Origin of the sequence: [Clostridium] aminophilum DSM 10710 (assembly GCF_000711825.1) — a bacterium.
Taxonomy (GTDB): domain Bacteria; phylum Bacillota; class Clostridia; order Lachnospirales; family Lachnospiraceae; genus Clostridium_R; species Clostridium_R aminophilum.
In genome coordinates, this window is record NZ_JONJ01000003.1 from 1 (window position 1) to 26955 (window position 26955).

The 26955-nt window shown below is 44.5% G+C and carries 27 protein-coding genes and 1 pseudogene; 20 read left to right on the forward strand and 8 right to left on the reverse strand.

Going from position 1 to position 26955, the window contains the following annotated elements; genetic code table 11:
- From BR86_RS14505 to BR86_RS0103520, 12 genes are all read left to right on the forward strand, one after another.
- Nucleotides 1-364: flagellin (locus BR86_RS14505; protein ID WP_031471604.1), on the forward strand; the 364-nt coding region annotated here is incomplete at its 5' end.
- Nucleotides 365-605: 241 nt separating this feature from the next.
- Nucleotides 606-1943 carry a glycosyltransferase family 2 protein gene (locus tag BR86_RS15040; RefSeq protein ID WP_051684560.1) on the forward strand — a complete coding sequence of 446 codons (1338 nt, stop codon included), beginning with the start codon at nucleotides 606-608 and terminating at the stop codon, nucleotides 1941-1943.
- A 29-nt stretch (nucleotides 1944-1972) separates the two neighbouring features.
- Nucleotides 1973-2821: a glucose-1-phosphate cytidylyltransferase gene (locus BR86_RS0103470; protein WP_031471606.1), complete on the forward strand. Its 849-nt coding sequence runs from the start codon at nucleotides 1973-1975 to the stop codon at nucleotides 2819-2821.
- A gap of 36 nt (nucleotides 2822-2857) precedes the next feature.
- Nucleotides 2858-4162 carry a glycosyltransferase family 4 protein gene (locus BR86_RS0103475; protein ID WP_161767273.1) on the forward strand — a complete coding sequence of 435 codons (1305 nt, stop codon included), beginning with the start codon at nucleotides 2858-2860 and terminating at the stop codon, nucleotides 4160-4162.
- Nucleotides 4159-4692 (forward strand): dTDP-4-dehydrorhamnose 3,5-epimerase, encoded by a 534-nt coding sequence (gene rfbC, locus BR86_RS0103480; protein ID WP_031471608.1) that lies wholly within the window; start codon nucleotides 4159-4161, stop codon nucleotides 4690-4692. The genes BR86_RS0103475 and rfbC overlap by 4 nt, the downstream gene beginning before the upstream one ends.
- A 32-nt stretch (nucleotides 4693-4724) precedes the next feature.
- Complete coding sequence (locus BR86_RS0103485) at nucleotides 4725-6872, forward strand: NAD-dependent epimerase/dehydratase family protein (protein WP_031471609.1); 2148 nt, start codon at nucleotides 4725-4727, stop codon at nucleotides 6870-6872.
- A 15-nt stretch (nucleotides 6873-6887) separates the two neighbouring features.
- Complete coding sequence (locus BR86_RS0103490) at nucleotides 6888-8351, forward strand: CDP-glycerol glycerophosphotransferase family protein (RefSeq protein WP_031471610.1); 1464 nt, start codon at nucleotides 6888-6890, stop codon at nucleotides 8349-8351.
- Nucleotides 8352-8467: 116 nt separating this feature from the next.
- On the forward strand, nucleotides 8468-9457 hold the full coding sequence (locus tag BR86_RS16430; protein ID WP_051684561.1) for a CatB-related O-acetyltransferase: 990 nt from the start codon (nucleotides 8468-8470) through the stop codon (nucleotides 9455-9457).
- A 146-nt stretch (nucleotides 9458-9603) separates the two neighbouring features.
- Complete coding sequence (locus tag BR86_RS0103500; RefSeq protein ID WP_031471612.1) at nucleotides 9604-9855, forward strand: type II toxin-antitoxin system HicA family toxin; 252 nt, start codon at nucleotides 9604-9606, stop codon at nucleotides 9853-9855.
- Nucleotides 9842-10207: a toxin-antitoxin system HicB family antitoxin gene (locus BR86_RS0103505; RefSeq protein WP_031471613.1), complete on the forward strand. Its 366-nt coding sequence runs from the start codon at nucleotides 9842-9844 to the stop codon at nucleotides 10205-10207. The genes BR86_RS0103500 and BR86_RS0103505 overlap by 14 nt, the downstream gene beginning before the upstream one ends.
- Before the next feature lie 692 nt (nucleotides 10208-10899).
- The gene (locus tag BR86_RS0103515; protein WP_031471614.1) at nucleotides 10900-11184 is read left to right on the forward strand and encodes a type II toxin-antitoxin system Phd/YefM family antitoxin; all 285 of its coding nucleotides are present in this window, start codon (nucleotides 10900-10902) and stop codon (nucleotides 11182-11184) included.
- Entirely contained in the window at nucleotides 11181-11498 is a 318-nt protein-coding gene (locus BR86_RS0103520) for a type II toxin-antitoxin system RelE/ParE family toxin (RefSeq protein WP_031471615.1), read from the forward strand. The genes BR86_RS0103515 and BR86_RS0103520 overlap by 4 nt, the downstream gene beginning before the upstream one ends.
- 212 nt (nucleotides 11499-11710) lie before the next feature.
- Here BR86_RS0103520 and BR86_RS16040 read toward each other — a convergent pair.
- Nucleotides 11711-12049, reverse strand: a pseudogene (locus BR86_RS16040) (transposase); the annotation flags it as partial.
- A gap of 530 nt (nucleotides 12050-12579) precedes the next feature.
- On the opposite strand from BR86_RS16040, the gene BR86_RS0103530 reads away from it, so the two are divergent.
- Nucleotides 12580-12999, forward strand: a complete 420-nt coding sequence (locus BR86_RS0103530) for a PBECR4 domain-containing protein (RefSeq protein WP_143099315.1) — start codon at nucleotides 12580-12582, stop codon at nucleotides 12997-12999.
- A gap of 122 nt (nucleotides 13000-13121) precedes the next feature.
- On the opposite strand, the gene BR86_RS0103535 is transcribed toward BR86_RS0103530, so the two are convergent.
- Together BR86_RS0103535 and tnpA are read right to left on the reverse strand one after the other, a co-directional pair.
- Complete coding sequence (locus tag BR86_RS0103535; RefSeq protein WP_031471618.1) at nucleotides 13122-14267, reverse strand: RNA-guided endonuclease TnpB family protein; 1146 nt, start codon at nucleotides 14265-14267, stop codon at nucleotides 13122-13124.
- Nucleotides 14248-14664 carry an IS200/IS605 family transposase gene (gene tnpA / locus BR86_RS0103540; RefSeq protein WP_031471619.1) on the reverse strand — a complete coding sequence of 139 codons (417 nt, stop codon included), beginning with the start codon at nucleotides 14662-14664 and terminating at the stop codon, nucleotides 14248-14250. The genes BR86_RS0103535 and tnpA overlap by 20 nt, the downstream gene beginning before the upstream one ends.
- A gap of 122 nt (nucleotides 14665-14786) precedes the next feature.
- Between tnpA and BR86_RS0103545 the strand changes: the two genes are divergently transcribed.
- The 7 genes from BR86_RS0103545 (at nucleotide 14787) to BR86_RS0103580 (ending at nucleotide 21230) form a co-directional block, all read left to right on the forward strand.
- On the forward strand, nucleotides 14787-15668 hold the full coding sequence (locus BR86_RS0103545; protein WP_081844028.1) for a plasmid recombination protein: 882 nt from the start codon (nucleotides 14787-14789) through the stop codon (nucleotides 15666-15668).
- A 266-nt stretch (nucleotides 15669-15934) separates the two neighbouring features.
- Nucleotides 15935-17032, forward strand: coding sequence for a Fic family protein (locus BR86_RS0103555; protein WP_031471621.1), 1098 nt, complete (start codon nucleotides 15935-15937; stop codon nucleotides 17030-17032).
- Between the two features lie 87 nt (nucleotides 17033-17119).
- Nucleotides 17120-17419, forward strand: coding sequence for a hypothetical protein (locus BR86_RS0103560; RefSeq protein ID WP_031471622.1), 300 nt, complete (start codon nucleotides 17120-17122; stop codon nucleotides 17417-17419).
- Nucleotides 17420-17711: 292 nt separating this feature from the next.
- Entirely contained in the window at nucleotides 17712-19580 is a 1869-nt protein-coding gene (locus tag BR86_RS0103565) for an AAA family ATPase (RefSeq protein WP_081844029.1), read from the forward strand.
- Between the two features lie 99 nt (nucleotides 19581-19679).
- Nucleotides 19680-20372 carry a hypothetical protein gene (locus tag BR86_RS0103570; protein ID WP_031471624.1) on the forward strand — a complete coding sequence of 231 codons (693 nt, stop codon included), beginning with the start codon at nucleotides 19680-19682 and terminating at the stop codon, nucleotides 20370-20372.
- Nucleotides 20369-20809 (forward strand): DUF4869 domain-containing protein, encoded by a 441-nt coding sequence (locus BR86_RS0103575; protein ID WP_031471625.1) that lies wholly within the window; start codon nucleotides 20369-20371, stop codon nucleotides 20807-20809. The genes BR86_RS0103570 and BR86_RS0103575 overlap by 4 nt, the downstream gene beginning before the upstream one ends.
- On the forward strand, nucleotides 20799-21230 hold the full coding sequence (locus BR86_RS0103580; RefSeq protein ID WP_031471626.1) for a hypothetical protein: 432 nt from the start codon (nucleotides 20799-20801) through the stop codon (nucleotides 21228-21230). The genes BR86_RS0103575 and BR86_RS0103580 overlap by 11 nt, the downstream gene beginning before the upstream one ends.
- Nucleotides 21231-21309: 79 nt before the next feature.
- Here BR86_RS0103580 and BR86_RS16180 read toward each other — a convergent pair whose 3' ends face one another.
- From BR86_RS16180 to BR86_RS0103610, 5 genes are all read right to left on the reverse strand, one after another.
- On the reverse strand, nucleotides 21310-22827 hold the full coding sequence (locus BR86_RS16180; protein ID WP_038287759.1) for a glycosyltransferase family protein: 1518 nt from the start codon (nucleotides 22825-22827) through the stop codon (nucleotides 21310-21312).
- A 269-nt stretch (nucleotides 22828-23096) separates the two neighbouring features.
- The gene (locus BR86_RS15055; protein WP_051684562.1) at nucleotides 23097-24020 is read right to left on the reverse strand and encodes a C39 family peptidase; all 924 of its coding nucleotides are present in this window, start codon (nucleotides 24018-24020) and stop codon (nucleotides 23097-23099) included.
- A 336-nt stretch (nucleotides 24021-24356) separates the two neighbouring features.
- The gene (locus BR86_RS0103600; protein WP_031471630.1) at nucleotides 24357-25436 is read right to left on the reverse strand and encodes a protein-glutamate methylesterase/protein-glutamine glutaminase; all 1080 of its coding nucleotides are present in this window, start codon (nucleotides 25434-25436) and stop codon (nucleotides 24357-24359) included.
- A 195-nt stretch (nucleotides 25437-25631) separates the two neighbouring features.
- Nucleotides 25632-26444, reverse strand: a complete 813-nt coding sequence (locus BR86_RS0103605) for a CheR family methyltransferase (protein ID WP_031471631.1) — start codon at nucleotides 26442-26444, stop codon at nucleotides 25632-25634.
- Between the two features lie 12 nt (nucleotides 26445-26456).
- The gene (locus BR86_RS0103610; protein ID WP_031471632.1) at nucleotides 26457-26951 is read right to left on the reverse strand and encodes a chemotaxis protein CheW; all 495 of its coding nucleotides are present in this window, start codon (nucleotides 26949-26951) and stop codon (nucleotides 26457-26459) included.
- Nucleotides 26952-26955 lie beyond the last annotated feature (4 nt).

Below are 26955 nucleotides of genomic sequence, written 5' to 3' on the forward strand. Positions count from 1 at the left end.
CGCAACGGATATGAGCGCGAAGGACAAGTATGACGGTGCAGAGTACCTGCAGATCGGTGCGGAGACAGATGCAGATCCGACCGAGAGAGCAAATCAGGTTGTAAGCAACATCCAGAAGGCAATCAACCACGTTTCTGACTACCGTGCAGAGCTCGGTGCAAAGCAGAACAGACTTGAGCACACCATCAACAACCTTGCTGTAACTTCTGAGAACACCACAGCTGCTGAGTCCAGAATCCGTGACACAGACATGGCGAAGGAGATCGCAGCATATCAGAAGAACAACATCCTTTCCCAGGCTGCACAGTCTATGCTTTCTCAGGCAAACCAGTCCGGACAGGGCGTTCTCAGCCTTCTCAGATAATTTTTCAGAGAAAACGCTGGAACACAATACGATTTTTTCGGGGACGCATTCCATACGGGGTGCGCCCCTTTTTTGTGAGTGAGATAGTTTTTCGGTTTTTTCTATGACATTATCATCTTACGATATTTATAAAAGCCGTCACCCTTTGATTTTTATGATGGTTAACTTATAATCAGCTTAAAAAATGTCGAAGATAATTAGAGGTCGATTTTCGTTATTATCGCAAAAAGGGGATGTTACAATGGGAAGAAAACTGGCATTACGGCTTTCGCAGGTTATGATTACGAAAAATGAAGAAAAAAACATTGAGCGAGCATTGACCTGGGGAAAAGATTTTTTATATGAGCAGATCGTCGTCGATACGGGAAGCACCGATCGGACGGTGGAGATCGCACAGAAGATGGGGGCCACGGTCCTCCATTTTGATTGGATCAACGACTTTGCTGCGGCAAAGAACTTTGCATTAAAACACGCATCCGGTGACTGGATTGCGATTCTGGATGCGGATGAATATTTCGATGAGGAAACAGCGAAACGGGTTATGGAAGAGATCCGGCAGGCGGAGAAAATGAAGGTAAACTGCATTGTCGGATATATTCTGAATCTGAACAGTGACGGAGGGATTCGGGAGGAGATTCCGCAGACCCGCCTGTTCAAAAATCATTGCGGTATCCATTATGAAGGTGCAATTCATGAGCAGCTTCATTGTCCGGCCGGATTAAAGGGGTATTATCCAAAAGAACGTATGAGTATCTTCCATACGGGGTATATGGCAGAAGTGCTTAAGGAAAAAATCGATGCCAACCGGAACCTGGACATCATTCAGAAAACACTGGAAAAAGACCCGGATAATGCCGATATGTACGGATACCTCGGGGACGAACTGATGATTCGCGGGAAGAAGGAAGAGGCGAGCGACGCATATCGGAAATCCATTGAACTCTATGGAGAACCCGTTCCGTTTGGCGACAGGCCGATATGGACTCTTGAAACGCTGATCGGCAACCTGATCGACGAGCGCAAATATGAGGAGGCGGAGAAGTATTATCATCATGCGGTCAAAAACTGCCCGCGGGATGCGGATTTCGATTATCTGTTCGGCAAGGACTATTTCCGAAAGTGTGAGTTTGACAAGGCAATTCCTTATCTGGAGCGGGTTTTGAACCTTCTCGACGGAGATCCCAATGCGACGGGCCGGGATGCCATATCACATCTTGAACTGGTCTATGAAATGCTTTCCTTCTCGTGCTTTAAGGCAGAGGGAAGAATGAAGGACGCGGTCCGATACGCGTCGATCCTTCTGCATGCCAATAAAAAGAAAGATAATGTGCTGTCCACATTCCTTATGGCATTTTCCATGCTGGACGGAGACCGCAGTGCGAATGCGGACGTGGCGATGCAGGGCGTTCAGAAGATTTATGATCTGAATGATGTGGATGACTGTGTGATCGTCTGCAAAGCAGCGGTTCGTGCAGAGTATAAAGAGTTCATTGCTCTTCTGGATAAGGTTATTTCTCCGGAAAATATGCACAGGATGGCAGAGATTGTCGCAAAAGAATCCAAAGCATCTGAATCATAAGAGATTTCATACAACGCGAGGTACAGCGAATGAAAGTTGTTCTTTTGGCAGGTGGGCGGGGGACCCGCATCATGGAGGAATCCGAGATGCGGCCGAAGCCAATGATTGAGATCGGTGGCATGCCGATTATCTGGCACATCATGAAAGAGTATTCTCACTATGGATTCCATGACTTTGTGATCTGTGCGGGATATAAGCATTACATGATAAAGAAATGGTTTGCGGACTATGCGTTTTATACGTCGGATATGCTGTTTGATTTTTCGGCGAACGGCAGAAACGGAAATGATCATGGCGTTAAGATCACGGCATTAGGCAAACCGGAACCCGGCATTGACAGCTGGACGGTATCCGCTGAGGGACAGAGCGATGATCCGGAGCAGTGGAGAGTCATGGTCATCAATACCGGTCTGGATACAAATACCGGCGGCCGGATCAAAAAGATCCAACCCTACATCGGCAACGAGACATTCCTCATGACGTACGGGGACGGCGTCTGCGACGTCGATATTTCGGAGATCGTGAAATTTCATAAACAGCACGGAAAACTTGCCACGCTGACGTCCGTTGTCCGGAAGCAGTCCAAGGGAAGGCTGGATATCGGGATGGATAATACGGTGAAAGCATTCCGTGAAAAGAGCAACAAAGATGATGAATTGATCAATGCCGGATATATGGTTTTGGAACCGGGAGTCTTCGATTATCTGGATGATCATTCGATATTTGAGTCGGATGCGCTCTCAAAACTGGCGGATGAGGGACAGCTCAAGAGTTACCGTCACGAAGGTTTCTGGCAGTGCATGGATACCCTTCAGGAAAAAACGATGCTGGAATCGCTCATTCGTGAAGGAAATGCGCCCTGGATAAAATGGGAATAGATCAGTTAACCCGATAAAGAGAACATGGAGACAGGCATGAAACAAATCCTTCATATAACCGCCCATCTTGGCGGCGGAGCCGGGAAGGCCATCAGCGGACTGATCGAGGGATGCCGTGAATACCAGAATTCCGTCATCATGCTGGAGGAACCGGCAGACCGACACTGGTGTGAGGTATGTGAGAATGCCGGAGCCGGGATCGTCATTGCTCCGTCAGAAGAAGAGATGATCTGTGCGATCGAAAACGCAGATGTGGTGATTCTGGACTGGTGGGCTCACCCATTGATGGTGGGGCTACTTTCTTTGCTTGACCGGGTATCCGCGAGATATGTCCTGTGGTCCCATGTGAACGGACTGTCTTTTCCTGTGCTGAAACCGGAATTCTTGAATGAGTTTGATTCGGTGCTGTTTACATCTCCCTGTTCGTTTGAACGGATCCGCGAAAATGCCGGGATTGCAGAAGAACTCCTGAAACGCGCGGAACTGGTCTACGGAATGGGGAACTTCCAACCGCAGCGCGCTCCGTATAAGAAGGATTATTCCGGCGGGGACCGCATTCATATCGGATACATCGGCACGCTGGATCTTGCGAAGATGAGTCCGGATTATCCGGAGGTTTGCGCGCTCATCCATGAAATGCTCCCCAATGCGGAATTTCATTTTTATGGAAGATATACAGAGGATTTTGAACGGGAATTCTTTTCGGAAAAGGAGATCCGGGAATATGTGGCGCTGGATGGATTTGAGCCGGATCCCGGATCACGATATCCCACCTTTGACATTTTCCTTTACCTTCTGACGAAAAAGAACTATGCGACGACAGAAAACTCCATTCTTGAGGCAATGGCCGCGGGGCTTCCGGTTGTCGTATATGATAATCCGCCGGAAAAAGCGATCATAAAAAACGGAGTGACAGGGATCGTAGCAGGATCCCGAAAAGAAGCGGCGGAAGCGATCAAAAGGCTTTGGTTTCGGGAAGAAGAGCGAAAAAGACTCGGGACAGCCGCCAGAGCATTTGTGATAGAGAATTACCATGCAAACGCCAACGCGAAAAGGTTTCAGAATGCGATCGGACGCATCCTGAATCAAGAGAAACACCTGCATCATTTTGAGGAGATCGTCGGGAAAAGCCTGTGGGAGCGATTCCTTTATATCTGCGGCGATGACCGGAAGAATGCAGAAGAACTTGCAGCCGGAAAGAACGGACGGATACCGGACTGTTTTAAAAGTGAGAGCAAGAGTTCACCGGCTCATTTTCTGAAGTACTATGATGACCGTAATCTGACCGCATTGGCAGAAAGAATATGTGCAGAGGACTTAACGGATCGGAGACCGAAATGAAGATAACGGAGACAAAGATAAAAGGCTGTTTTGTCATAGAGAGAGATGTCTTTCAGGATGAGCGGGGGTATTTTTCCAGAGCGTTTGACAAAAAGACACTGGAGGAAGCCGGGATGTGTGCGGACTTTGTGCAGTCCAGCATTTCACAGAATCTCAGAAAACATACGCTCCGGGGACTTCATTCTCTGAAAGCGCCGTACTGTGAGGATAAGCTTGTGATGTGCACGAGGGGAAGACTTCGGGATGTCTGTGTGGATGTGAGACCGGAGTCGCCGACGTATAAACAGTATGTCTGTATGGAACTGAGTGAGGAGAACCGGCGGGCCTTTTATATCCCGAAGGGATGCGCGCATGGCTTTCTGACCCTGGAGGATGATACGCAGATTCTGTATTATATGACGCATGAATTCGTCCCGGACAGTGAGATGAATTATCGGTTTGACGATCCGGCATTCCATATTGACTGGGGAGAGGACCTCTCAAATATTACGATTTCTGAAAAAGACAGAAATTATCAATGGATGGAGTAACAGGCCGAAGGATCGGGAGAGAGAGGGAAACGATGAAAGCAGTAGTTACCGGGGCGTCCGGTTATCTTGGGTTTCATCTGGTGTCAGAGCTTTTGGCGGCCGGACATACGGTTTATGCGGTATGTAACCGGTCACGGGGCTTCCTTGACGAATTGGAACAACCATGCGGTCTCACGGTGATCGAGTCGGAGATTCCGAAAATAGAAGAAAAACTAAATGGAGTGGTTCCGGATGTATTTTACCATCTGGCATGGCAGGGCGCGCTCGGCGAGCAGCGGGTGGATGCGTCTCTTCAGATAAGCAATGAGATTCTTGCCATCGAAGCGATGAAGGCGTGCAGCAGAATGGGATGCCCCAAAATCATTTTTACCGGGACCGTGTATGAGAAACTTGCGGAAGAAATGCTGATGTCAGACGGATTTTCCGGAAGTTCCTTTTACTGTATCGCGAAAAAACATGCCAATGATATGATACGGCAGCTGTCAAAGAAGCTTGCTTTAAATTATATCTGGGTGCAGTTTTGCCATCCGGTCGGGAGATTCATGAATCAGAATCAGCTGTTCCCCTATGCAGTCAATGCATTTCGGAATAACAGGCCCACGGAGTTTGGCAACTGCAGAAACTATTTTGACATTGTTTCCGTTCGATATCTTTCGAAAGGATTATGTATTCTCGGAGAAAGAGAGGTCCCGAAGAAGACGTATTATATCGGCAGCGGATACGCCAGGATCCTGAGAGAGTACCTGCAGATCGCGGCAGATCACTTTGAGGCGCTGCTTCCGGAGGTGATGGAAGGTGAGGCGCGCGGTGACTTTGAAGGCGCGCCGGATACGGAAGAGCGCTATAAATATGAGCATCTTCAGGCGGTTTTTCTGAACCGGGACAAGATGGAGAACGGGGATGAACTGTATAAGAAGATGTATCAGACGGCGATGGAAACCTGCGACAGGCATTTGAAAGAGAAGTTTGCCCGTCAAGAAGTGATCAATGTCGCATTTATGTCCTATTCGGCAGCGCAGTGGCCTGCAGAAATGCTGTATCGGGATATGGAAAATGATCCCAGATTCAATCCTTATATCATCGTATCGCCACTCATGAACCGGGATGAAGAAAGCAGGATTTCCGGATACAATCAGACGCTTTTGTGGTATTACAACAATGGCTATAAGGTATATGGAGGAGTTGGCGATACATATCTTTCCTGGGAAGATCTTGGGGGGATCCCGGATCTTGTCGTTCATCTTTCCTCTTGGTACGAGTGCATTCCGGATCCGCAGCAGTATCTGACCCTTCCGTGGAAATGCGCGAATATCTATATTCCTTACGGAATCGAAGTCGGGGATAATCAGGATCGGACGTATGCGGTCAAGAATGTGTTTAACAAAGACATCATGAATATGCTGTGGCGGCTGTATACGGATTCGAAGATGACGCTGCAGAGTTATCAGAAATACGGACTGATCCAGGGAGTCAACGTCCGTTATTCCGGTTATTTGAAAATGGATGAACTGGTAAAACCGAGAACGTTCACCAAGCAGGAAATTACCGGATTATGGAAGTGCCCCGGAGATATCTCAAAATTCCGGAAGATCATCATTGCTCCGCATTATACCGTTGGGAATGAGGGGGAATTTATCTCGTCGACATTTCGGCAGAATGTCTGGTTCTGGCTGTATCTGGCGGAGAAATATCGGGATTCGGTGAGCTTTCTCTTTAAGCCGCATCCGAATCTTCGGGGATCGGCGGTGCAGCAAGGTCTATTTTCTTCTTACGAAGAGTATGACCGGTATTTTGCGGCCTGGAATGAGCTTCCGAATGCAAGAGCCATCGACGAATCCAAGTACATTGACTATTTTCTGACATCCGATGCGATGATCCTGGATTCCAGTTCGTTCATCGGGGAGTATTTGTATGTTCAAAAACCGGTGCTCTACCTGACCCGCCCGGAACAGGGATTTACGGATCTGGGAGAGGCTGTTGTGAATACATATTATCGCGCTCCGGGATGGGATCTCATGGAAATTGAGCGGTTTATCACGGATGTTGTATTGGAAGGGAAAGATCCGTTGAAAAACGAGAGAGAGAAAGTATTTGAGGAATATCTGGATTACTATCGTTTGAACGGAAAAATGTCGCATGAGATCATTTTTGACGATATTGTCTCATCGATGGAAGCTTGAAGAAAAGAGGAAACCATGCTGTCACAGGAACAAAGCATAACATTGATCAAGGAGATCGTAGCCGGAACGGGTCGGGGAGACTTTCAGAAGATATCGGGTATTCCGGATTCTTATACATATGAGCATCTGGCAGCGCTTTTTGCGCTGAAAGGTCAGCTGGATGGCGGCGAGTCATTTTATCGTCAGGTGTATCATCTTGCAATGGCGAGAGGTGAAGAGCATTTGAGGAGAAAAGCGGGATCAGGAGAAAGGATCCAGGTTGCTTTTTTGACATATTCGGCGGCGCTGTGGCCGGCGAAGAACCTTTACCGCGATATGGAAGCGGATGAGCGTTTTCATCCCTATGTCATTGTGCCTCCGCGCATCGGTCGGGATGGAACGAGTATTGTGACAGAATACAATCAGACCTTACAGTGGTTTCGGGAAAAAGGATTTGAGGTGATCGGCGGACTGACGGACCGGATCCTTGGGTGGAACGAGCTTGGCGGCGTGCCGGATCTGGTGATTCACAGCGCATCTGATTATGAATGCATTCCGCCGGAACACAATTTTTTACAGCTTCCGTGGCGTTGTCTGAATCTTTACGCGCCGGGGGGGCTGTTTCTGCAGGAGAACTCCGGTCATACTTATGCGAAAGACATTATTTCCGACAAGGATTTTTTCAACATGATGTGGAGAATCTGCGCCGGCACAGAGTTCGAACGGAAACAGTATGAGGAATATGGTCTTCTGCAGGGGGAGAATGTCCTCTCTTCCGGACTGCTGAAAGCAGACGCGCTTTGGGAGAAACTTATGGCGAAGAACGGTGAAGCGCAGGATCCCGATGTCGCGTCGGATACGGAATGGAAATATCCGGAACATGCGGACCCGTCAAAATGCAAACGTGTGATCATTTCTCCGATGGGTGACCTTCAGCCGGAGAGTGAGGAAAGTTGTGACACGTTTTTTGAAAATGCGTTCTTCTGGATCTATCTTGCAAAGAAGTATCAGGATTCGGTGACGTTTTTGTTCCGGCCGCATCCGGATCTTCGATACATGACGGTGAAGGGCGGATTATTCGCGTCGCATGAAGCGTATGATGCGTATTTGGAGCAGTGGAACAGTCTTCCGAATGCGCGTGTGATGTCGGATCCGGAGGAGGCGGATGCATTCCGTTCGTCGGATGTGATGATCACGGATGATGTTTCCTGCGCAGGCGAATATCTGGTCACGCGGAAGCCGGTTCTGTATCTGACGCGTCCGCAGCAGAAGTTCAATGCTTTGGGCGAAAAACTGCTGGAGGCGACGTATCGCGCGCCGGGAAAACGGTATGCTGAAATCGAGCGGTTTCTGACAGAAGTCGTCCTGAATGAACAGGATACGATGCAGGAGCAGAGGGAGGCGGTCTGCGAGGAATATCTGAACTATCGCAGCGGGATCGGGAAGTTTGCGCATGAGATAGTGATGGAGGAGATCGAACGGGCCATCAGTGGTATGTGACTTGATGCAAAGTTCGCAAGGAAGTTGCTATTGAATTTCCTGTATTATTGAGTTTTTAGGAAACAAGCCCGGTTTGGGGGCGAGATGTTTGAGTAATTTATTGGAGTGATGGGGAAATGATTAATAATGTTAGCATAATGCCAAATGAAATAAACAAGTATACGGAGATGGTTTTATCTGGTTTTGTTGGATTGGAAGGTTTTCCGTTATTAACCATAGACTCTGACTCATATATTGTTGGGGTGGAAATACAAAGCGGACTTAATTTTGATCCGAAAGCAGGGCGTCATCAAATCTGTATAGGAAAAGGGTGCGCACTGGCTGAGGGGATTACGTTTATGGTGGATTTAAATCATGATTATCGTTCTATCGCTATGGGGGAATGGTCTTTTCTAAAAGACGTTCGTCATGATTTGAAAGTACATCGTAAAGGAACCATTATTATTCAAAATGATGTTTGGATTGGACATGGAGCCACGATAATGAGTGGAGTGACTTTGCATAATGGATGCGTAGTTGCTGCTAATTCTGTTGTTACAAAAGACGTTCCGCCATATGCAATTGTCGGAGGAAATCCGGCACGAGTAATCCGGTATCGTTTTGAAAACGAAGTAATAGACGGACTTCAGAAGATCGCTTGGTGGGATTGGCCAATAGATCAAAAACTTGACCGAAAAAAGGACTTTGATTTAGAACCGAAGGATTTTGTGAACAAGTATCTTTTACCGAAAGAAATTCGGAGGTACGAAAACAATTCAGGGCGTAAGGTCGTGTTGTTGATCCCTGACGTATACAGCAAGTTTCCGTTATGGCCACAGATTCTGGAGAAGTTTTTGAGCAAGGATAGAAACGAACTCGAACTTTTGATTTATTTGTCTGAAAATGAAACATCAGATGATGTTGAAGAACTGATATATGAAGAACTGAAAAAATATGATTCGAACTGTTATGTAACACTACAGTTTGGTAAGGATATATCAGAACAAGAGTTGTTTGAATATGCAGATTACTATATAACGACAAGGCATAAGGACTGCGTTCATCACACTTCACTATGTGATCTATATGGGGTTGAAATATTATATGGAACGGATGAGATACTGTGAACTGCTTGATTGATAGCGAAGGATTATGAACAACCAACCGGGCAAAACGCATTGAAAATACGGGGTTGGCAAAATCAAGTGCTCCCATTCTGAATTGACACCATATATGGAACCAAGTATAATGAGGCTAAGGGGATTATGCAATAATGTCAAAATGGGATAAACTGTTAGACAAGATTCTTACTCTTTCCAAAGATCTTCGGTTTGATGAACTCAGAAAGGTGTTGGAAAGCTATGGATATGAGATGAACGCTCCTAAGAGCGGAAGCAGCCATTATACCTTTCGTAAGATGGGAAAGAATCCGATTACAATTCCGAAACATGAACCGATTAAGAAAATATATGTTGAAATGGTACGAGCTGTTGTAGAGGAGGAATCTTCACATGAAAACGATTGAGTATTACATGAATCTTCCCTATCGTTTGGAGATCGTTCCGGACCCGGATGAGGGGGGATATGTTGCTTGTTATCCGGATCTTCCAGGATGTATTACTGTTGGTGATTCGATGGAAAAAGCTGTTTCAAATGCGGAAGACGCCAAAAGAGAGTGGTTTTATGCGGCAATGGAAAGCGGAATGGAGATAGCGGAACCGATGTTGCAGAATAGTTATTCCGGACAGTTCAAACTTCGAATTCCGCGGAGCCTTCATCGCAGACTGGCCGAGCGGTCAAAGGCGGAAGGCGTCAGTATGAACCAGTATTGTGTATATCTTTTGTCCCGAAATGATGCGTTGGAAAAGGTCGAATAGTATTGTCGGTGAGTTGTTCACTCTTTGATTTTGCATAATATATCATGCATTCCGGAATATGCCATAGATTCCGCAAGACGTCGATTTGGATTGATATTTTGCAAAATAAAGTGCGAAATGTTTAGCCGGCCTCATAGAATCGGTCCATTCATCCGCTCCACTGTCAGTTTATAACCATATTTTGCGGCGAGGGAATAGCATTCCTTCGCTGTATCATTTTAATTGACAAAATGATATAGAAAGCATGAAGGACCAGAGAAGAGAAATTTTTGAGACGTATCTGGATTATCGAAAGCAGACCGGCCGGTATGCGCATGAAATCATTTATGCGGAGCTGCGGACACTGATCGGGGGATGAGAGATTTTCCAGAAGGTTTCAGAAATGCAGGGACCGGAAATTACAGAGGAGACAGCATTGTCAACTACCACGCACCTAAAGGTACGTGGCTTGCATCTACCCTGTAGTACGTCTAAGACTCCTACATTTTAGCGGTGTAATTTGCAGATCATACCGTGCAGTTCGCGATATTTCAATATGTATTATGGAGTTTTGGCATTCACGCAGTAATCTATCCTGTGTTTTTTCCAAAAGATGAAAAGCGAAATGTATGGTTTGATTTTGGCATGAGAAAAACGTTTTTTATAGGCGTATTATGATATAATATGTCTATAAAGAAGCGGAGGTGATTTTGATGTATGCATTACAAGAAACAATTCGCCCATCAGCGGATCTCAGAAACCATTATAACGAAGTATCAAAACAGTGCCGTGAGAATAATGAGGCTGTAATTATCACTGTGAATGGAAGAGGTGATACCGTTTCTCTTGGCTATGAAGAATACAAGCGGATGAAGGCCAGAATAGAACTGTTAGAGATTTTGGCAGAAGCCGATGAGGATGTTAAGTGCGGAAGAGTTGCTCCGATTAAGGATACATTCGATGATTTACGAAGGATGCTTAAGGAGGGCCGGGCTTGAAGTATAGAGTTGAAAGAACAGATACTGCCGATTCCTTCATTCGTAAAATTGTTCTTTTTATAGCGGAGAGCTTTGGAAATGATGTGGCACTTGAGAAACTGGACTATTTGGAAAAATCTATTATGAATCTGGGAGATAATCCATACGTCGGTGTTGAACCAAGATACAATGTATTAAAGCGCCAGGGATATTTGGTACTTATATTAGAAAAGGATCTTGTCTTTTATAAGGTTGATGACGATAAAAAGGTTGTAACGGTATATGCCGTGGTAGACCAGAGACAGGAATATTTGAGTATTATTCGAGGCCTTTAAGAATAAACTTACCTGTTTGAACCGGAAAGCCGGGTTCAGAGATTGAGATAGTCTGATACACTGAACATGGTTTTTTGACCAGGGTCCAGAGTACACGACTTTGCGGGAGGGTGCTCTGGGCCTTTCCTTTTATCTAAGATGATAACAGTATACCGAGCAACTCCGTGACACACAAGTAGAGCAACTAAGTGCTAACTGAAGGGATCAACAACAATGAAAACAAATCTTCCAGGCACAGTTTTAAGGTATTGTTTTATTTTCTTGCTGGTATGGACTGTGTGGTTATCTAAAATTACTTGGATAGTATCGCCTTCGGGGTATTTTTCATTGAGTTTTTTCAGAAAGTCAATGAAATCTTCACTTTTATGAGTGTCCCTGACAAGGGGAATCGCTTCCCCGGTAAGCAAATCTATTGCTGTCAAAAGAGATACTGTTCCCAACCGTTTGTATTCGTAGTCTCTCTTGATCGTGCCATTTTCTACTGTGGGCGGCAGGTCAGGAGACGTTGTAGCAATCGCCTGTATACCAGGCTTTTCATCATATGATACAGATTGGAAGAAGAGTATGTTGAATCGTAAAAAATAACGGACGATGCCATACCAATTAAGAAAAACTACTACAGCCCAATAGTAGATATGGACAAAGCTTTGTTTTTAGGAACTTATGATATTCCAAAAGCATTTATAAATAAGAGCTGCGAAATCAATTATGGAGCTCATCGACGTTTTCGTTTGGTGGGAGAAATGGTAATAAAGGTTTATTTAGTATAGAGGGTTGGAGTAAAGCATCTCTTGTAAATATGAAAGGAAAAATATATAATGCTTATGACAGAACAAGATATGTTTATATCGCAAATGGTGTGATGTGAATTATATTGTACATTTCAGTAGACAAAAGGGATTGATTTTCTTTGAAAATGGGTGTATTATAATAGTAACCAAAGAGGTATGCGATGTGTCGGATTCGTGTACTGAGGTTCTAATGTGAGTTTGGTTCACTTACTCCGAATAGGTGAATGCCGAAAAATAAAGAACCATACTTGAATTCAAAAAGCTTCTGGCGTCTGTCAGAAGCTTTTTTTATGGGAGAAATAATGAACCTTCTTTATGATAAATTTCTTGATTATAAACAAATAGCAAATTATAGAGTTGAGTACGAATTAGATAATGGTATAAGTTTGTCAGTTAAGTTAGAATTATCTGCGTTTCCGCATTTGATTGGGTTGCATAAGCTGACAGATATGCCTATTATTCGCCGTTTTAATGATCCAAATGATAAAGTTGTTAGTGCTAAATATATTACACAAAAAATTAAGCAACAAAAGATTTTGACAGATAGTTCTGTTCGAGCTAGTCAAAAGTTTTGTGATATTGAGGATCGTTATAATAATTTCTCTAAAGAAAACTTATTATCGTTGTCTTATACCGAAGTAATTGTTAATTTTAATCCGTGTAAGATAGGTTCTACAGTGAACTACTCCGACTTAATGCTACGCATTTGAAGTCAGAGCTTCCTGCTTCAACCACTACTGCATTGGCTACGATGATACGCAACTCAATGTCTTACACAATGTCCACAGGCGTATAAGTTAGGGCTATTCCATCCCTACTGTATATCTAGTTTTCAGGCTACTGAAAAAGATTCGTTTAGTATGCGTAATCCCTCACGTAAGATATTGATCGCAGCGTTCTGGTCACGGCTTATTACAAGATCGCAATCACATTTCATTGTACGAATTGTGAGATTTTTCATCTCAGGATGTATCTTTCCACAACAATGACATATCTGTGATGATGGAAACCACTTATCTACTTTTACAAGATATTTGTTTCTCTCTGATAACTTATATTCAAGCATCGACAGAAACATACCGTATCCGTTATCAAGAGTAGCTTTGCCGTTACCAAAACCTTTATTTGACATAAATTTCATATTCAGAGATTCTACGCATACAACATCATACAAATTGGCTATCTTTGTAGATATTTGATGTAGGTTATCAAGTCTCTGATTTGCTATGTGCCGATGGATTTTATTTACTTTACGGAGCTGTTTTATGTAATTATTGGACTTGGCTTCATGTTTTTTCGAGCCTTGCCTACGTGATAGTTTACGTTGTGCTTTGGCAAGTTTACCATGGCTTTCACGATAGTATTTATGGTTTGTACCTACGTTACCATTATGATCTACATACAGACCGTCAGAAGCATAATCCAGACCAATACAGTTATTCGTGTCTGCTACATAGGTATTTATACTATCTGCAACCTCAAACAATACGGAAATATAGAACTTTCCATCAGATTCCTGTGATACCGTAGCTGATTTGACTATCCAGCTATCATCAGGCTTACGATGGATAACTGTCTTCACATGACCGATTTTAGGGAGTCTAATGCTGTTATCCGTAATGGCAACAGTACCATGCTGATTATTTGTAGTATATGACTTACGGCTGCGTTTTGCGGATTTGAATTTAGGAAATCCGTTGTTTTTCTTACGGGATTTGCTAAAGCGGTTCTTGAAAGCGCATTGTAAGTTTAGTTGTACATTCGCTAAAGCAAGACTGTCTACTTCCTTGAGATATAGATAATCCTTTTTGTATTTGGCAGGTGTTACAGTAACAAACTTACCTGTAGACTTGTAGCTCTCAATTTTATCGGAAAGCATGAGATTATAGACCTTGCGGCAACAGCCGAAGGTCTTGGCAAACATAACACTTTGTTCCGTTGTAGGATATGCTCTATACTTAATGGCTCTGTTTGTCATCTTTCTTACCTTGAGATTGTATATATTGCTTGATAATATCTACGGTAGCACCGCCTGTGGTCAGCAGACAAAAACTCTGTGACCAGAACATCTCTTTCCAAAGAGATTTACGTATCTGAGGAAACTCTTTCTTGATAAGTCTGCTGCTTGCAGATTTATACGCATTGATAAATTTACTTATCTCTGTGTTAGGCTGTCCTCGGAACAGGATGTGAACATGGTCAATGTCGTGATTCCATTCTTCTAACGTAATGTTATATGTAGGAGCAATCTTCTCAAATATTTCTTTGAGACGGATTGAGATTTTGTCATCTATCACCTTGTTGCGGTACTTTACGCACATGATAAGGTGATAATGCAGCATGAATACTGAATGATTGTTATTATCTAATTTCACAATATTTATATCCTCTATTATACATACGACTGATTTATAATTAGATTATAATATCATTAGATACAAAAGTCAAGAAACGCCGTGTTTATCGCAATTCATCCCGCCACCTATAGAGGTGGGGAATTTCTTGCTCACGGCGTGTTAAAGATTATCGGACGCATATCCTCAATTCAAAGAATGGCGAGAAGGAGTTTTACGAGGATGTGCTTCAGTGGGGAAAGCAGGAAGACTTTATAGAACATCCAGAGCGGCGTGATATCGCAAAGGAATGTCTTCTTGAATATATTGAAGGGTTCGAAGGTAGAAATCCCGGATTGGAACTTATAGGGGCTTATATACATATGGATGAGGCTTCGCCACATATGCATTTTGATTATATCCCTGTAGCGGAAGGGCATAAGACAGGAGTGCAGAAACGTAATTCTTTGGATAGAACTATGCGTAACTTAATTGCGGTTCGTACCGGTAGCGAGTATTCACCGAGACCGGATGAAAAGGATGCATCTGGAAAGTGCACAGACAACGCTACCAAGCAGTGGAAGGAAATGGAACGAGCACATTTCCGCAAGATTTGTATAAAGCATGGATTAACCGTGGATGGAGAAATCAAGACCCCAGAGCGAGATAGCTTATCTGTCCTTGAATATAAGGCTGAAATGCGTAAGCGGGAGATTAAGAAACTTGAGGTTAAGGAGAAGAAACTAAGAGGTACTCTTTGTAATCTTCAAAATCTTATAAAACAGGCAGAGGAGAAAATCGAAGAGGCGAAGAAGGAAACTGCTCATATTATTGAAGAGGCGCATGCGAAAGTGGATGGTATTCTTGAAAAGATAAACCGTCGTCTGGGACTGATACCAAAAAAGGACATTGAAGACAAAAGGTTACAACTGGTTGAGTATTACAATGATTGTAAACCGTATCTTACGGACGATATGAAGAGAGCTATCAATGCTGAGGATATCACGGGCGTTTGGAGATATGGTCAGCGCAATGCGTTCATATAATCCTGATAACACTGTGGCAAGAAGTGATCCGGGATGGAACGAACTGTTTTCTTTTGAAATCAAGTTCAAGGAATATCTCGAAATGAAAAATAAAAATGTGAAAACTGAGGATGTTTTAAGGGAGTTGGAACAGCCGGAGCGAGTTCGTGGACAGAGAAGATGAGGTGATAAATATAGAAAAAATACGGTATGTATTCTTACTCCTATATATTGACATGCTCCTAATTTGTGATAAAATTTAGGAGCATAGAAAGGAATAGGGGAATATGCGAGAATTTGACTATAAAAAGTATAGGGAATACCGCTGGGATAATGAAATACTGAATTACCTTTCACAGATTCATGAGTATAAAGGGAAGCAGGAACTGTTTCTACGCCAAAAACCTGTCGAAATGGAGAAACTTGTTGATGTGGCCAAAGTACAATCTATTGAGTCTTCAAATAGGATTGAGGGGATTATTACTACAGCAACAAGAATCGGTCAGATTGCAAAAGAAAAAACAACTCCCAAGAATCGTGATGAGAGGGAAATAGCCGGATACAGGGATGTATTAAATACGATTCATGAGAATTATGAATATATCCCTATCAATGGAAATATTATCCTTCAATTGCACAGGGATTTGATGCAGTATGCTGAAACCGGAAATGGTGGCAGATATAAGATAACCCAAAATTATCTTAAGGAAACAAAGGAGGATGGGTCTGAGGTGATTCGGTTTACACCCGTTCCACCCTACGAAACAGAGCCTTGCATTGATGCGATTTGTGAGAATTATAATTTTATGATGGAAGATACATCAGTGGACCCATTGCTGATTATACCTGTATTTCTACATGATTTTCTTTGCATCCATCCTTTTAATGATGGTAACGGGAGAATGAGTAGGCTTATGACGCTCTTACTCTTATATAAATCAGGATATCTTGTCGGAAAGTATATTAGTATTGAGAAGCATATTGAAAAGACGAAGGATGCTTATTATGACGCATTGGAGGCTTTGTCATCAGGATGGCATGAAGAAGATGAAGATCCTTCGGTTTTTGTAAAATATATGCTTGGTGTTATACTTGCGTGCTATCGGGAATTTGAGAGTAGGGTAAATATTTTAAGTGATACTACCATTATATCTGAAACGGCGGATGGGAAGAAAAAGGTAATTACCATCAAGAGTAAAGCTTATGATATTGTAAAAGCGTCTGTCGATACAAAAATAGGTAAGTTTACAAAACGAGAAATTGTTAATATATGTCCAAGTATAAGTGAAAAATCAGTAGAAGCAGCAATAAAGAAACTTATGGATGAAGGGTACATTAAAAAATATGGATCAGGGAAGAATACTTTTTATGCCAAAGCATTCTAATTCTCCTATTTATTCGACGATAATAGGATAAAAATGGGGATAGGAGAAAAACATGAAGTATATTATTAAGATAGGGAGGATGGCAAAATGCCTTTAAGAACAGAGGATCAGGTTAGAAATGAAGCAGGTATAACACTTGGGTTTATAGATGCAAGCGGAAATAATGTTGATACATCTGAGTATCTATCAGGAGTTGGGCAACTTACGACATTTATTCAATTAGGCTCAAGGCTCGGTACTACTGATTTTGCAGGAATAAGTGATAAACCTGATGGGTGGCTTATGCCGTTTAATCAGAATGGAGTTGCGATCGTTCTTGAAACCAAATCAGAAAAGGAAGATATTTCAAAGAAAAAATGGGAGAAAGAACTCAAAAAAAACTTTTAGAAAAAATAAAATTACGTAGAATGAGTGGAATTCCACCACAATATTTAGACTCGATAGTACGATATAGAGCCAATATAAAGTATCGTGACTAGAGGGTGATTTGTTCACTCTTTAATTTCGCATAATATACCGTGCATTTCGCAAATTATCAATTGTTATTTGATATATTGCGAAATGCACGGTATAATTTATGTAAGAAACGAGCCAAGGCCCGTGCTTGAACGAGGACTAGGCACTTGCGCGATAATAAACGATGATAATTCCTGAACGATATTGCGAGGTGATGATCCAAATGATGACCTGTAAAGAAAAAGCGAAAGAGTGGGGGATTTCGGTCCGGACCGTGAATGCTCTCTGCAAAAGCGGTAAGATTCCGGGTGCAGAAAAAGCAGGAAAAGAATGGATGATTCCGGATGGGACAGATAGGCCGGCAGATGGTCGGATCGTCAGTGGAAGGTACAGAAAGAATACGGGAGAGATCCCCAAAAAGCCGCTTCCGGTCGGAATATCGGATTATATCCGCGCCCAGTCCGAATACTACTATGTGGATAAGACACTGTTTATCCGCGAGATTCTGGATCGGAAGAATTATGTATCGCTGTTTACCAGACCGAGACGTTTTGGCAAAACGCTGAATATGGATATGCTCCGCGTATTCTTTGAGATTTCCCAAGAGGATACCAGCAGATATTTTGCGGATAAGTCGATCTGGAAATGCGGACAGGAATACCGGGATCATCAGGGAAAGTACCCGGTGATTTTCCTGACATTTAAGGATGTCAAATTTGATTCGTGGGATGCAACATTTGCCAGAATTGCTCAGCTTTTACAGGAGGAATTCGGAAGACATTCCGAACTTCGGAACAGCGAAAAACTGGAGAGTTACGAGAAAGAATACTATGAGAAAATATTGAGTGGGAAGGTCAATGAAGTTGAATTGGCGGTTTCACTTCAAAGGCTTTCCGCTATGCTCTCTGTTCATTATGGAAAAGCCCCCATCATTATTATTGATGAATATGATACCCCGATTCAGGAAGGCTATTCGAAGGATTTTTATGATGAGATCATCGGATTCATGCGGAATTTCTTCTCCGGTGGATTTAAGGATAACCGGAATCTATCCTATGGATTTCTAACCGGCATTCTGAGAATTGCACAGGAAAGCATCTTCAGTGGGCTGAACAACCTGACGGTTAGTACGGTCATGGATGACGAATACGATTCCTTTTTTGGATTTACGGAATCGGAAGTTCATCAGATGATGGATTATTATGGCGTGACGGACAAAGAAGAGGAATTAAAATGCTGGTATGACGGATACTTGTTTGGCAATACGGAGATCTATAATCCCTGGTCAGTGATCAATTATCTGTCGAAAGGCTGTCTTCCCCAGGCATATTGGGTGAATACGGGGAAAAACGAGATCTTAGAGGACGTGCTGAAAACTTCCACCGATGACATTTCTGAGAAATTGGAATCTCTTCTTCTTGGACAAAATGTTGTCTCCAGGATTGATCAGAATGTGGTATATAGGTCTCTTGCGGAGGATCCGGCCAATATCTACAGTCTTCTTTTGGTGGCGGGATATCTGAAGCAGGTTCGGAAAAAACTTCAGGGAGACGGAACTTGGATTTGTGAAGTATCGATTCCGAATCGAGAGATTGCGGTGGTATATAAGAATGAGATCCTGTCCCATTTGATGCGGATCGGTGCAATGGGACGCGCAACAGCGAATATGATTGCAGAGAGCCTTTATGCGTTGGATTTCCAAAAACTTCAGGACGGTATCGGAGAATATATGAAGAAGAGCGCCAGCTTTTATGACGCTGGTGCAGAAGGGTTCTATCACGGGCTGATTCTGGGGCTGGTTGCACTGATGGATAATCAGTATAAGGTGAGATCCAACCGTGAATCCGGCGACGGGAGATATGATATCAGCCTGATTCCGAGAACATCACAGTATCCCGGAATCATTATGGAGTTAAAAGCCGGCAGGTCTCTGGATGAGTTGGCATTGGACCGTTTGGCGAAAGAGGCGTTACATCAGATTGGTGAAAGAAACTATGAAGCGGAAATGCAGGAAGAGGGCATTTCGGAAATCCTGAAACTCGGAATTGCTTTTTCCGGGAAGAATGTGAGGATCCGGACAGAGAAAGAATGATTATTTGAGAATCGTTTCTTGGATCTTTTTGCTATAATAGTTAATGGTCATGGCAGTAAATGAATATGAATAACTATATTTGGCAGATAAGGGGATTTCATGAAAACATATGTCTGGTGTGAAGATTCCGGAGCGGGATATGAGTTTTGGCGATATATTTTTAAAGTGATTCAAGGGGACGCAAAAGTCGAGTCAAAAGGAAACAACACAGAGTTAAGGAAATCCGTTGAACAGATCGGAAATGACGGGGCTGAATATTATGTTATTATGGATATGGCGGTAGACAATCCTGACGTTTTGCGTGAACTGAAACGATTAAACACGCTTGCCTCCGGGAAGCATAATGTTCATATCCTGAAAATTCATTCTTTTGAGTTTGTGTTATTATCCTTTAAATGGTTGGAAGACTGGGTTTTTGCAAAAGAAGACGAGTTGAAAAAGAAAAGGGAAAAACTTCTTAAAGCAAGAAGGCTGTTTTTACAATTGGTTGAATACGGGTTAACTCAAGAAGAACGTTCAAGATTCTTGGCATTGACCGGGTATGATGAAAATAAAAATTCAGAGCAGATGGCGGCAGCCCTTTTAAGAGATATTACGCGCAATACCGGATTTGAGACCAACAAAGGGAAATTGGGTGAATGCTTTGTGAATGACTGCTGTACATGGGAAAACAGGCAGAAAGATGATATCTGTGGATTGAACGACAGTCGTTTAGATTCAAACGAAAAAATAAATCAGTTAGTACAATATTCTGTTCTACGGAATACGTTACAAGAGGTGAGGCTTTTATGATTACGGTATATAAAGAAAATGCCATACCAAAAAACATGGATTTGATTCGATTTAACGATTTGTTTTTTAATAAGTATACTGCGGAAAAACTGGATGAGAGAGCGGTAAATATCATTTACACGATCGACCATTCGAAAATGATGGATCAGTTTTCTTTTCAATCCAGATTTGACGGCTGTCTACTGAATATCGATAAACTCTCCTCCGGGTGCAAAACAGTTCTAAACGTGATGTACAATGAGGATAAAGTTTTTGATATCCGAGAGTGTGGGGAAAACGCGGTGGATGCAATTTATGAGTTGGGTTCCGGAAATATTACATGCAAGTATCCTTTAATATCTTTTGAAATGAAAAAAGTTGTTGCGATTGACAAACGTGGAAGCAGAGAAATCGATTCCTATGAATCATTAAAAGAGTGGTGGTCAGATGAAGATTAAGCCGGTTATAACGAATAGAATTCAGACAAAACACACTTCTTATGACGTGGATTTCGAACTGGTTCAAAATATTACGTTTATTGCAGGAGATTCCGGTGTGGGAAAAACCGCTGTGTTTTCTTTTCTTCAGGAGTTGGCTGCGGAAGATAAGAGAATAAAGTGTTTCAATTTTCTTGATCAGAATAAAGGTTACAAACAGGCGATAAAGAATTCTAAGAACAAGTTGGTTGTGATCGATAATGCGGATCTTCTCTTAAATGATGAGTTTCGTCTGTTTATATCGAAAGATATGAACAATCAATATATCATTTTCGGAAGAAATCCAAGCGGGCTGTTATTACAGGCGGATGAGATCTTTGAACTGAAAAGTGAGACAAAAGAAGGACGTACCAGATTTTACATAGGATATGCCTTCGGATGAAACTAGGGATCGCCTTCTCCGGGAAGAATGTGAGGATTCTGACGGAGAAAGAATGATTTTTGATGATCTGAACTACATACTATTTATGGCTTAGACCGTTCATCCGCTCTTTTGCCGGTTCATATCCATACTTTGCAGCGAGGGAATAGAATTCCCTCGCTTTTTCGTTCTGCTTGTTCAGCTCATACCAAATGCCGAGGTTGTAGGCGGCAAGAAAAGAACCTGTCCCGGCAACGCCGGCGCGGTCCGGCTGCTCGCCGATGGCAAGGCAGGCCTGATAGCACTGCTCGATCATCGGCAGACGGGAACTGCGATGCTCCAGATCCTGAAGAATATATTTGGTGTAGAAATTGCCGCAGAAGAAATAAAAATCCGTGCTGTCGGCAAAGAGATCGGAGGTGAGTCCGATGATCTTCTCGGCCCGGTTTAAGGTGGCATCGGTTCCGATCTCCATCAGGGTATAGAGATAGCGCAGGATCCCGTCGAAGATATAAACCGGGAGTGATGGCTTAGCAGCATTGTTTTGAGAATCGTCGACTCTTCCAGAGTTTGTCAAATCGTTCTTAATCTGACCGGCATTGCTCTGACTATTGTTGTTCTGATCGGGGGAATTGGAAGCTTCTGCACCGAGTTCCATTTGCGGGTCGTTAGACAAAAGTTCTGTGACCGCTGCGAAAAACTTTTCAAAGTATGGCAGACTTTCCGAAAGTCTCTTCAGATTCCGAAGCGTGATGGCGGTCTGGTACTGAAGATAGCTGTCTTCCGGGTCATTCTCAAGGGCCTGAAGGAGATACTGAAGGTTTCTCTCGCCCTTTCCCAGGCCGTCATGGAGATAGCCGTCGTGATCGGCGATCACCGGCGCCTGGACGCAGATAGAGTGCTTTGTCGGCTGCTCATGGATGATGCCGCTGTAGCGGGTGCCTTTCGGGAAAATGCGCTCGCAGAGCTCCCGGGAGCAGCGGAGAGCCGATTTATCCATATCGAATGTGGATTCCGGTTTGCAGACACAGTCGGACGTTTCGACGACCGGTGTGTTCCGAGTGCGGAGATCGTCCAGACATTTGGATGAGTTTTGTGACGACTGACCGGAAGAGGTAGCATGCTGTGAAGCCTGAGTATCCCGATACCAGTCATTTCGAATAAACATTGCGGCCCAGTCGTTATCGTATTTTGAAGTCATGCGCACGGCAAACTCATGCAGCGAATCGTAGGAGCCGGAGAGGACATACTCATCGGCGTCGAGGACGAAATGGATGTCGGCGCCGAGTTCCTCCGCGCGCTCGAGGGTGAAGTTTCGCGCCGCAGAAAAGTCATTGCACCATGGAAAATCATAGACCTGAACCGGCGGACGGTTTGGACCGTGAGTTTCGGAAGGGCTTTCGGAAGGGCTTTCGGAAAGGCTTTTAGAGTGGCTTTCGGGAAGAGGTGCGTCGTTGTCATCGAAATGACGGCGAAATTCTTCAATGATCTCTTTGGTTCGGTCGGTGGAGCCGGTATCGGCGATGACGATCAGATCCACCAGCGGTGCGGCTGCGAGGAGACACCGGAGGAGGCTGCGCTGTTCATTTTTCACGATAAGAGAGAGAGCAATTTTCATATTGGTTCCCCTTTCCGCGGGTCTTTCTGCGGTTTGCTTTGTGGAAGATTCTGCAGTTCGTTTTGCGAAAGATTGGGCGGATTTTTCTGCGAAAAGCCTGCCCCTGAAGGAGCAGGCTTTAACCATAATATTCGATTTCCGGTTCGATTTCCGTACGGATTATTCGGTACTTTTGTTTTCGCACTTACTATTCCGCATATATTATTCGGCACTTTTGTTTTCGCACTTACTATTCCGCACATATTATTCTGTGCTTTCTGTTTCCGTGCTTACTGTTTCCATACTTCCCACAGCGGTCCGCCGTCCTTATCCGGGCCTTTCATCTGCGAGAGAAGAGAGTTCAGATCCCAGGCTTTGGTGCAGTTGTCGAAGCGGTTCGAGTCAGCGATCATGACAGAGCCGTCCGGATTATGCTGGGCAATGATGATAAAGTGGCCGTTGTTCGTCAGGTCTCCCTTTCCCATGAGGGCAACCAGGAGATGGCCCTGATCGAGAGCGGCATGAACGCGCTCCGGTGTTCTCTCGGTGACCGGTGCAACCTGCATTCCGTATGCAGTCAGGGCGTTCGGAATCAGACTGTGGTAGGAGCCGCCGCCCATGGCATACTGATTGTTGGCGAGCGCCCACTCGGCGATGGTAACCGGGGAAACGCCGTTATCCATAGAGTTGAAGCTGTTGACGATCATGGAGACAACCGTCGGGCCGCAGCCATAGCGTCCGAGACGGTCTCGGCCGCCGATCATATATCCGGTCCAGTGGCTGTCGCCCTGGTTGAAGTAGAGCATCGGACCCATGGCGGTATCCAGAATCAGATTATAGTCATTATCGATGTAATGAAGTGTATTCGGAAGATTGATCGGATGAAGCTGGCCGTCCGGGCCTTCCTCATAGATCAGAGGACTTCCGTCTTCATTCTTGGTCGGATGATTTGCAAGATAGTCGGCGAGCTGCTGCTCGGCAAGCCGTGCAGCTTCCTCGGCGTCGATCAGCTCGGCATGAATTTCATTCCATTCTTCAACAAAACGTTTTGCTTCGGATGCTTTTCCTGCAGTGTAATCCGCAGCTGACTGGGTCAGTTCGCCGACAGACGGCATTTCCGGTGTTCGAAAGACAGCATAAGAGCTGACCGTCAGCGCAGCCGAGGTGACTGCGATACCGGACTTGATCATTGCGGCGATAGCGGCTTCATTCATGGGTTACATCCTTTCAAAAACGAATCAAAGCATATATATCAGAAAACGTCAACACGGGATGAGGAAAAACGGCATCCCGATAAACGGCGGCCGCCGTGAACAGACGGACACCTCCGTTGGTAAGGATAGGGAAAGTATAGCAGTTTTTTTGCTTTTCATGTACATTATCGGCTTAAAATCATAAAAGAAAAGAGCTCTGCAGTCATCTGACCCTATAGATTGTCATTTATGACTGCAAAAGCTCCTTTTTCATCATAACCGCGTATCAATTACTGTGGTATCAATTGCTGTGATTTCAATTGCAGCGGTATCCAATGTGGTGATATTATTGCGGCATCATTTTGTCAGAAGACCAAGCTGACGGTAGATGATGGACGGGATGGTCAGGAGAGGAGCCTGCTGACAGACAGCGCCGATCTTGTATGCTTCCATCGGCATTCCGTAGACAACACAGGTCTCTTTGTCCTGGCCGATGGTAAAAGCACCGTTCTTGCGCATACGAAGAAGGCCGGCCGCTCCGTCGGAGCCCATTCCCGTGAGAATCACGCCGATTGCCTGATCACGGGCGTTCTGTGCGACGGAGTTAAAGAGCACGTCGACGGACGGCGCGTGACCGTTCACCTTTTCCTCGATGGTACAGGAGACGAAATACTCGGTTCCGCGTTTTACCAGACGCATCTGGTAACCGCCGGGCGCGATCAGCATCAGTCCCTGACGGACTTTGTCACCGTTTTTGGCTTCCCGGACTTCCATTTTCAGGATTTTGTTCAGACGCTCCGCATACATGGCGGTAAATCCGGCCGGCATATGCTGTGTAATTACAACGCCCGGCATATTGGCCGGGAAATTGCGGACGACGTCCAGAATCGCTTCCGTGCCGCCGGTGGAGGCGCCGATCGCGACAATCTTGTTTTCGCCGGCAAAATGCTCCATGGTCCGCGGTGTTGGTGTCTGCAGCTGTCTGGCTTCCATGGTGGTTGCCGGAGCGGAAGAGACCGTGCCGCGCGGCATGCGGACGCGGGAATTCGAAGCGATCAGGAGCTTCGGAAGGAGGGTGCTCACAAACTGTTTGGATGTGATCTCGTCTTTGACATCCGGTTTGCGGACAAAGTCGACCGCTCCGACTTCGAGTGCATCGAACACGCGGAGATTGAGAGAGGAGACGAGAATCACCGGAACCGGATATTTCGGAAGAAATTTTCTCAGGAAATCGGGACCGGTCATTCCCGGCATTTCGATATCGAGCGTAACAACATCCGGTTTCAGCTGGGGAATCTGGCGCTCGGCGTCAAAGGCATTGATGGCATGGCCGATCACCTCAAAACGCGGACTCTGCCCAATGGATTTGATGAGAAAGTTTCGGAATACCATTGAGTCATCGACGACAAATACCCTGATTTTTTTGTTAAGATCCATAGTTTGCCCTCCAGGCTCAGGCACGAGTCAGTATAATCTGAGTTCGTATCTGAGTCGTCAATCGAAGTTTGAATGGTTTTTTCAAACTTATGTCCTACAGGAGTCAGGCAGTCAGGCCTGCCTGTACCATGTTGTTTTGTTACCTTGATTCGTTATCTTGACAAAAGCCGGCCGAAGTTATCGGCCGGCAAATGATTATTTCTTCTGATAAATGGCAGGTTCGATGTACGCATACGGACAGGTCTGCTTTGTCAGTCCCTCCGAGTGACCGATGAAGAACCAACCGCCCGGTACAGTAACCTGATAGAAACGGTTCACCAGAGCATCTTTTGTCGGCTGATCGAAATAGATCATGACATTGCGGCAGAAGATGAGGTCGAACGGTCTCTTCCAGTGCGGTGTATCAAGAAGATTAAACGGCCGGAAAATCACATTATTGCGGATGTCCGGACTGATGGTTAAGTTGCCATCCGGCTTCTTGACGAAATACTTGCTCTGCCATGCCGGCGGAAGCTTGGAAATGCTGTCCATGCCATAGACCGGATTCATGGCGGAATTCAGGATGTTCTGGGAAATATCGGTCGCAAGAATGCGAAGATCCCAATTGCCCTGCTTTCTCGCAAAATACTCCTTCAAATACATTGAAATTGTATATGGTTCTTCTCCGGAAGAGCAGCCGGCACTCCAGATCGAGAGACATTTATCTCCCTGATGACGTTTTTCAAGCTCGGGGAGAATAATATTCTGGAGAAAATCGAAGTGCTCTTTTTCGCGGAGAAAATAAGTGTAGTTGGTCGTGAGCTTATTGAGCATTCCGGAGATCAGCTCCTTGTTCTGCCCACGAAGAATTTCCTCGACATAGTCGTGAAAACCATCGAAACCTTCCGCCGTCACTGTGTTGGAGAGACGGCTTACGATCAGCTGCTTTTTGTTGTGCAGATCGATTCCGAAGCATTTGCGAATGTATGTATGCAAACGCTGAAAATCCTCATCCGTAAAACCCTGCATTTATTATCCTCATTACATCATTCTGCTTGCGACCAGTGAATCGCAGTCGAATGACATGCATACTGTACCGTCATCCATGTTGATCATTCCGTTGAGGAGCTTTCTCTGGTTCTTCACCGGAATCGGATGAACATTGTCCATGTTGATGTCTACGACCTGACGCACGGTATCAACGACGATACCGATCGCGGTGTCCTGAATATTCAGCACGATGATACAGGTCTTGGAAGTATATTCAATTGCATCAGAGCCCATCAGGAGACGGATATCGACGATCGGGAGGATCTGACCGCGCAGGTTGATGATTCCCTTGACATAGTCCGGAACCAGCGGAAGCTCGGTGATCGAGTGATCATTGATGATCTCAATGACGTGCTCGGTGCTGATGAACAGGATCAGGTCAGAAGACTCGAAGGTGAGGCAGCGGACGAAATTGCCGGATTCCTCTTTGGCGATCTCGTCTTCCTCATTCACGAACTCTTCCTGTGTATTGATCTCTTCAGTCATGTCA

What these genes read in the sequence shown, in the direction of transcription:
- BR86_RS15040 (WP_051684560.1), top strand. Translation starts at nt 606, where the DNA reads ATGGGAAGAAAACTGGCATTACGGCTTTCGCAGGTTATGATTACGAAA.
- BR86_RS0103470 (WP_031471606.1), top strand. Translation starts at nt 1,973, where the DNA reads ATGAAAGTTGTTCTTTTGGCAGGTGGGCGGGGGACCCGCATCATGGAG.
- BR86_RS0103475 (WP_161767273.1), top strand. Translation starts at nt 2,858, where the DNA reads ATGAAACAAATCCTTCATATAACCGCCCATCTTGGCGGCGGAGCCGGG.
- rfbC (WP_031471608.1), top strand. Translation starts at nt 4,159, where the DNA reads ATGAAGATAACGGAGACAAAGATAAAAGGCTGTTTTGTCATAGAGAGA.
- BR86_RS0103485 (WP_031471609.1), top strand. Translation starts at nt 4,725, where the DNA reads ATGAAAGCAGTAGTTACCGGGGCGTCCGGTTATCTTGGGTTTCATCTG.
- BR86_RS0103490 (WP_031471610.1), top strand. Translation starts at nt 6,888, where the DNA reads ATGCTGTCACAGGAACAAAGCATAACATTGATCAAGGAGATCGTAGCC.
- BR86_RS16430 (WP_051684561.1), top strand. Translation starts at nt 8,468, where the DNA reads ATGATTAATAATGTTAGCATAATGCCAAATGAAATAAACAAGTATACG.
- BR86_RS0103500 (WP_031471612.1), top strand. Translation starts at nt 9,604, where the DNA reads ATGTCAAAATGGGATAAACTGTTAGACAAGATTCTTACTCTTTCCAAA.
- BR86_RS0103505 (WP_031471613.1), top strand. Translation starts at nt 9,842, where the DNA reads ATGAAAACGATTGAGTATTACATGAATCTTCCCTATCGTTTGGAGATC.
- BR86_RS0103515 (WP_031471614.1), top strand. Translation starts at nt 10,900, where the DNA reads ATGTATGCATTACAAGAAACAATTCGCCCATCAGCGGATCTCAGAAAC.
- BR86_RS0103530 (WP_143099315.1), top strand. Translation starts at nt 12,580, where the DNA reads ATGGGAGAAATAATGAACCTTCTTTATGATAAATTTCTTGATTATAAA.
- BR86_RS0103535 (WP_031471618.1), bottom strand. Translation starts at nt 14,267, where the DNA reads ATGACAAACAGAGCCATTAAGTATAGAGCATATCCTACAACGGAACAA.
- BR86_RS0103555 (WP_031471621.1), top strand. Translation starts at nt 15,935, where the DNA reads ATGCGAGAATTTGACTATAAAAAGTATAGGGAATACCGCTGGGATAAT.
- BR86_RS0103560 (WP_031471622.1), top strand. Translation starts at nt 17,120, where the DNA reads ATGCCTTTAAGAACAGAGGATCAGGTTAGAAATGAAGCAGGTATAACA.
- BR86_RS0103565 (WP_081844029.1), top strand. Translation starts at nt 17,712, where the DNA reads ATGATGACCTGTAAAGAAAAAGCGAAAGAGTGGGGGATTTCGGTCCGG.
- BR86_RS0103570 (WP_031471624.1), top strand. Translation starts at nt 19,680, where the DNA reads ATGAAAACATATGTCTGGTGTGAAGATTCCGGAGCGGGATATGAGTTT.
- BR86_RS0103575 (WP_031471625.1), top strand. Translation starts at nt 20,369, where the DNA reads ATGATTACGGTATATAAAGAAAATGCCATACCAAAAAACATGGATTTG.
- BR86_RS0103580 (WP_031471626.1), top strand. Translation starts at nt 20,799, where the DNA reads ATGAAGATTAAGCCGGTTATAACGAATAGAATTCAGACAAAACACACT.
- BR86_RS16180 (WP_038287759.1), bottom strand. Translation starts at nt 22,827, where the DNA reads ATGAAAATTGCTCTCTCTCTTATCGTGAAAAATGAACAGCGCAGCCTC.
- BR86_RS15055 (WP_051684562.1), bottom strand. Translation starts at nt 24,020, where the DNA reads ATGAATGAAGCCGCTATCGCCGCAATGATCAAGTCCGGTATCGCAGTC.
- BR86_RS0103600 (WP_031471630.1), bottom strand. Translation starts at nt 25,436, where the DNA reads ATGGATCTTAACAAAAAAATCAGGGTATTTGTCGTCGATGACTCAATG.
- BR86_RS0103605 (WP_031471631.1), bottom strand. Translation starts at nt 26,444, where the DNA reads ATGCAGGGTTTTACGGATGAGGATTTTCAGCGTTTGCATACATACATT.
- BR86_RS0103610 (WP_031471632.1), bottom strand. Translation starts at nt 26,951, where the DNA reads ATGACTGAAGAGATCAATACACAGGAAGAGTTCGTGAATGAGGAAGAC.